Origin of the sequence: Streptomyces anatolicus (genome assembly GCF_019400875.1) — a bacterium.
Taxonomy (GTDB): domain Bacteria; phylum Actinomycetota; class Actinomycetes; order Streptomycetales; family Streptomycetaceae; genus Streptomyces; species Streptomyces anatolicus.
This window is the reverse complement of the sequence record NZ_WMBF01000439.1, coordinates 1-5,360: the sequence shown is the minus strand read 5'-3', so window position 1 is coordinate 5,360 and position 5,360 is coordinate 1. Positions and strand designations below refer to the sequence as shown.

Genomic DNA, 5,360 nt, shown 5'->3' with positions numbered 1-5,360 from the left:
GGGCGGCGACGCCAAGACGCCTGATGCGGCGGCGACGGCCCCTTCGGGGCAGAAGCCGGTGAGCGGCAAGACCGCGGGGATCCCTTCGGGGTTCGCCCATGACGAGCAGGGGGCGCAGAGTGCGGCGTCCAACTATGCGGTGGCACTCGGAGGCACCGGGATGTTCAAAGTGGACATGCGCCACAACATCGTCGATGCGATCTACACGCCCGCAGCGGCCGCCAAGCTCAAGGGCCCTATGGACGACGCGTACTCGACCAAGTTCCTCGACAGCCTGGGTCTCGATGCGAGCGGCAATGCGCCGCGAGGCAGCACGTTTGTCTCACGCACTGTCCCGGTGGGCACCAAGGTTTTGAAGTACAACGGCGACGACGCCCAAATCTCCGTCTGGTACATGGGACTCCTCGGCATGTCCGGGGAGCGCTCGACCAACCCGGTCAGTTCAAGCTGGCAGACATGGACTTTCGACCTCCAGTGGTCCGGCGGCGATTGGAAGATCACCTCGGACTCCCAGAAGAGCGGGCCCACTCCCGTCCCGGGTGATGAGCGGGCATCCACCTCCGATGACATCAGCAAGGCAATTGAGGAGTACGGAGGGTTTACGTATGCCCGGTAACCCGCGTCGTGTACTCAAGCGAACCGCTGTCGTCGCCGCCGTGCAGACCTCGGCAGTACTGCTGGCCACGCGTGCCTTCGCAGCACCGGACCCGAAGCCATCGGATGACCCCTGTGATCTGCTGATCGGTCCCGCCAAGAAGTACTGCCGAAAGGGAGCGGAAGAAGACGCCGACCGCTCCGACGGAGGCGGCGGGGATTACCCCACCGACGCCCCCTTCGACGGCACCGCCGACCCCCTCAGCTCCCTGGCCAAGGGCTGCGCCGAAGCCGCCTCCTGGACCGTGGACAAGCTGTCCGACGCCGTCAAGGAGACGGCCAGCGTCGACTTCACCAACCCCAAGTTCCTCCAGCAGTACGCCGTCGTCTTCGCCGCCTCCACCATCCTCACCCTCCTCCTGTGGCTGCTCGCCGTGGCGAAGCGGGCCGTGCGCGGCGTGCCGTTGACCACCGCCATCTCCGAGGCCATCGGGTTCCTGTGGCTCACCGTGCTCGCCTCCGCCTTCACGCCCCTGATCCTGTACACCGTCGTCTCCGCCACCGACGGCGTCTCGGACGTCATCGCGAAGGCGACGGGCGGCCAGACGGACCAGTTCTTCGGGACGTTCTCCGGCGCCCTGAAGAAGGGCGAGGACATCGGCGGCGGCCCGATCATGCTGATCGTCGTCTCGCTCGTGTCGATCCTCGCCGCCGGCGTCCTCTGGCTGGAGCTGGTGATCAGGGCGGCGCTCCTGTACGTAGGAGCGCTCCTCGGCACCGTCGTCTACGCCGGCCTCGTCGACAAGAACCTCTGGTCGCACGTCCGCCGCTGGGCGGGCATCATGATCGCCGTCATCCTCGTCAAACCGATCATCGTCATCGTCCTCGGCCTCGCCGGGGCGCTCTCCGCCGACGACGGGCCCGACGCGTTCTCCGCCGTCGTCTCCGGGCTCTCGATCATCCTGCTCGCCATCTTCGCGAGCGCCATGATCTACCGCTTCGTCCCCGGCTTCGGCGACGAGATCGCCGGCTCCCGCAACAACCGCATCATGCGCGGCGCCGAGAACAAGGCCGCCGCCGTGATCAGCTCCCCCGCCTCCCTCGTCTCCCAGGGCATCAAGACCCACAGCGCCCGAGGCAACGGAGGAGGCGCGAGCAGCCCGCCGCGCCCCGCCAACCCCGCCAGCGGCGGCGTCGCCGCCCACAGCGGCCGCAACTCCCCCGGCGCCCCACCGAGCGGCGGCGGCTCCTCGAACGGCGGCGGATCCGTCCCCTCCGCCGCGCCCCCGCCGCGCAGCAGCGCGACGAACACGCCGCACGCGGGCAACCGCGCCGGCTCCCGCAACAGCAGTACCAACCGCACGGGAGGTGAAGGGCGTTGACGACCCAGTCCCACGTGTCCCAACCGGTCGCGCCCCGCCGTACATATCTGATCGGCCGCGCGCGGCCGAACGCGATCATCGGCAAGAACCGCGAGACCGGCGAGATCGCCCTCATCATCGTGGGGGCGTTCCTCGGCATGATGTGCGGGCTCCTCGTCCCCGTCCTCTCCCTGCGCATCGTGCTGCTCACCGGCCTGCCGATGCTCGCCATCGCGGCGGTGTACGTCCCGTACAAGGGCCGGACGTTCTACAAGTGGTTCGAGATCAACCGCAGTTACAAGCGCTCCCTCAAGCGCGGCACCGCCTACCGCTCCGCCGCCCCCGAGGCCGGGGTGCGGATCGACGGCCGCGAGGTCGAGGTCGGGCCGCCCCCCGGCATCGGCCGCATCAGCTGGCTCGCCGCGCCCTTCGGCCCGGACGAGATCGCCGTACTGCTCCACGCCGACCGGCGAACCGTCACCGCCGCCATCGAGATCGAGGGCCCGGGCGTCGGCCTGCGCGACAGCGAGGACCAGGAGGCCCTCGTCGACCGCTTCGGCACGCTCCTGAAGCATGTCGCGAACGGCGACGGCTTCGTCACCCGCCTCCAGATGCTCGCCCGCACCCTGCCCGCCGACCCCGACGCCCACGCCAAGGACGTCGCCCAGCGCGGCGACGGCCGCGCGCTGCCGTGGCTCCAGGAGTCGTACGACCAGCTCCAGTCGATGGTGTCGACCAGCAGCGAGCAGCACCGCGCCTACCTCGTCGCCTGCATGCACTACTCCCGCGACCTGGCCGCCGAGGCGCAGGCCATGGCCCGTGCGGCCCGCCCGCACGGCGGCCGCAAGCTCGACAAGGACTCCGGGCTCGCCGTCGTCATGGCCCGCGAGCTGACCGACATCTGCTCGCGGCTCCAGGAGGCCGACATCCGCGTACGGCAGCCGCTCGGGCAGGGCCGCCTCGCCTCCCTGGTCCACTCCATGTACGACCCGGACCACCCCATCGACCACATCCAGGCGATGACCAAGCGCAACGCCTGGCCCGCCGAGCTGGACGCCATGGAGCCCACCTACCTCCAGGCCAAGACCCGCGAGTCCTCCACCCGCGCCCCCTGGTGCCACGCCACGGCCTGGGTGAAGGAGTGGCCGATGACGCCCGTCGGCGTCAACTTCCTCGCCCCGCTGCTCGTCCACACCCCGGACGTGATCCGCACGGTCGCCGTGACGATGGACCTCGAACCCACCGAGGTCGCCATCGAGCGGATGCTCACCGAGAAGACGAACGACGAGGCGGAGGCGAGCCGCCAGGCCAAGATGAACCGCACGGTCGACCCCCGCGACATCGCCTCGCACTCCCGCCTCGACCAGCGCGGCGAGGACCTGGCGAGCGGCGCGGCGGGCGTCAACCTCGTCGGCTACATCACGGTCTCGTCCCGTTCCCCGGAGGCCCTGGCGCGCGACAAGCGCACCATCCGCGCCTCCGCCGGCAAGTCGTATCTCAAGCTGGAGTGGTGCGACCGCGAGCACCACAGGGCCTTCGTCAACACGCTGCCGTTCGCGACCGGCATCCGACGCTAGAGCGCAAGAGTGCGAGCGCACAATTGCGCTAGACGGTATCGACGTAGAGGCAGGCTGTTGTGATGCGGGATCCGCTGACCGTCCTCACGGACGCCTTCACCTCCTTCCTCTTCGGGAAGGTGGAGACGACCAGGCTTCCGGTGCGTACGTCGACGGGGCAGGCCCAGGCGGTCTACCTCCCGACGGCCGCGCCGGGCCTCGGCGACTCGGGCGTGATCATCGGGCGCGAGGTGTACTCCGGCAAGGGGTACATCTACGACCCCTTCCAGCTGTACGGGCAGCAGCTGCCCGCCCCGCACTGGCTGGTGCTCGGCGAGTCCGGCAACGGCAAGTCGGCGCTGGAGAAGACGTACGTACTGCGTCAGCTGCGCTTCAAGGACCGCCAGGTCGTCGTCCTCGACGCGCAGGGCGAGGACGGGGTGGGCGAGTGGAACCTCATCGCCCAGGAGCTGGGGATAACTCCCATCCGGCTCGACCCGACGGCCGCCCTGGACATGGGCATCCGCCTCAACCCGCTCGACCCTGCGATCACGACGACGGGCCAGCTCGCGCTGCTGCGGACCATCATCGAGGTCGCGATGGGGCACGGCCTGGACGAGCGCTCGGGCTTCGCGCTGAAGGTCGCGCACGCGTACGTGAACGAGACGATCGTGGAGCGCCAGCCGGTCCTGACCGACATCGTCGAACAGCTGCGCCACCCCGAGCCGGAGTCGGCCGAGGCGATGAACGTGGCCATAGACGACGTACGGGCGTGGGGCCTGGACGTGGCACTGGTCCTGGACCGCCTGGTCGACGGCGACCTGCGAGGCATGTTCGACGGCCCGACGACGGTCGGCATCGACCTGGACGCCCCCCTCATCGTCTTCGACCTCTCCCACATCGACCGCAACTCCATCGCCATGCCGATCCTGATGGCGATCGTCGGCGTCTGGCTCGAACACACGTGGATCCGGCCCGACCGCGTGAAACGCATCTTCCTGGTGGAAGAGGCGTGGCACATCATCAACTCCCCCTTCGTCGCCCAGCTGTTCCAACGGCTGCTGAAGTTCGGGCGGCGGCTCGGCCTGTCGTTCGTGGCGGTGGTGCACCACCTGAGTGACGTGGTGGACGGGGCGGCGGCGAAGGAGGCCGCCGCCATCCTGAAGATGGCGTCGACAAGGACGATCTACGCCCAGAAGGCCGACGAGGCGAGGGCGACGGGCCGGGTGCTGGGGCTGCCGAGGTGGGCGGTGGAGATCATCCCCACCCTCACCCCCGGCATCGCGGTGTGGGACGTGAACGGCAACGTCCAGGTGGTCAAGCACCTCATCACGGAGACGGAACGCCCGCTGGTCTTCACGGACCGCGCCATGACGGAGTCCTCGGCCGAACTGGCGGAGTCCGACGCGCACGTCGACGACGCGATCCGGGCGGCCGAGCTGGAGGCGGAGGCACGGGCGGCGTACATGGAGCAGCATGCGGGATGACTGGGAGCGGGGCGGCCCTGCGTACGGACGCGGCCCCGAGCGGAGTGCGCGCGGCGCGGGCCCCGAGCGGGGCGTGCCGGACGGTTTGCTGCTGAGTTTCCTCGGCTTCCTGCTGGGCTCGACGGTCCTGGTCTGGACGTCCACGGGCCTCGCGGCGTGGTTCGCGCGGGGGTCCTGGCCGGACGGGGTGACGTTCGGCCATACGCCGCTGGCGGTACGCCACTTGATCGGCGGCCCCCAGGACCTACCGGGCGCCTGGCCCGAGACACCACCGGCCCAGCTGTCGGGGTACGGCTTGTTCTGGGGCCTGTTCATCGGCCAGTTGATGGTGCTGGTCGTGCTTGCGGTGTTTGTGGTGGGGG

At 69.6% G+C, this 5,360-nt stretch carries 4 protein-coding genes and 1 pseudogene; all 5 read left to right on the top strand.

The annotated features are described in order from the left end of the window. The coding region (locus tag GKQ77_RS26915; RefSeq protein WP_219691526.1) for a DUF8175 domain-containg protein at positions 1-616 on the top strand (616 nt) is incomplete at its 5' end. After that, complete coding sequence (locus tag GKQ77_RS26910; protein ID WP_219691525.1) at positions 606-1,976, top strand: hypothetical protein; 1,371 nt, start codon at positions 606-608, stop codon at positions 1,974-1,976. The genes GKQ77_RS26915 and GKQ77_RS26910, both read left to right, overlap by 11 nt. Continuing rightward, complete coding sequence (locus GKQ77_RS26905; protein ID WP_219691524.1) at positions 1,973-3,532, top strand: SCO6880 family protein; 1,560 nt, start codon at positions 1,973-1,975, stop codon at positions 3,530-3,532. Before GKQ77_RS26910 ends, GKQ77_RS26905 begins: the two co-directional genes overlap by 4 nt. 62 nt (positions 3,533-3,594) lie before the next feature. Next, positions 3,595-4,998: an ATP-binding protein gene (locus GKQ77_RS26900; protein ID WP_219691523.1), complete on the top strand. Its 1,404-nt coding sequence runs from the start codon at positions 3,595-3,597 to the stop codon at positions 4,996-4,998. Next, positions 4,988-5,360, top strand: a pseudogene (locus GKQ77_RS26895) (type VI secretion protein); the annotation flags it as partial. The gene GKQ77_RS26900 and the pseudogene GKQ77_RS26895, both read left to right, overlap by 11 nt.

Bases quoted from the DNA above. Each gene is read 5' to 3' on its own strand.
- GKQ77_RS26910 (WP_219691525.1), top strand. From the start codon at position 606: ATGCCCGGTAACCCGCGTCGTGTACTCAAGCGAACCGCTGTCGTCGCC.
- GKQ77_RS26900 (WP_219691523.1), top strand. From the start codon at position 3,595: ATGCGGGATCCGCTGACCGTCCTCACGGACGCCTTCACCTCCTTCCTC.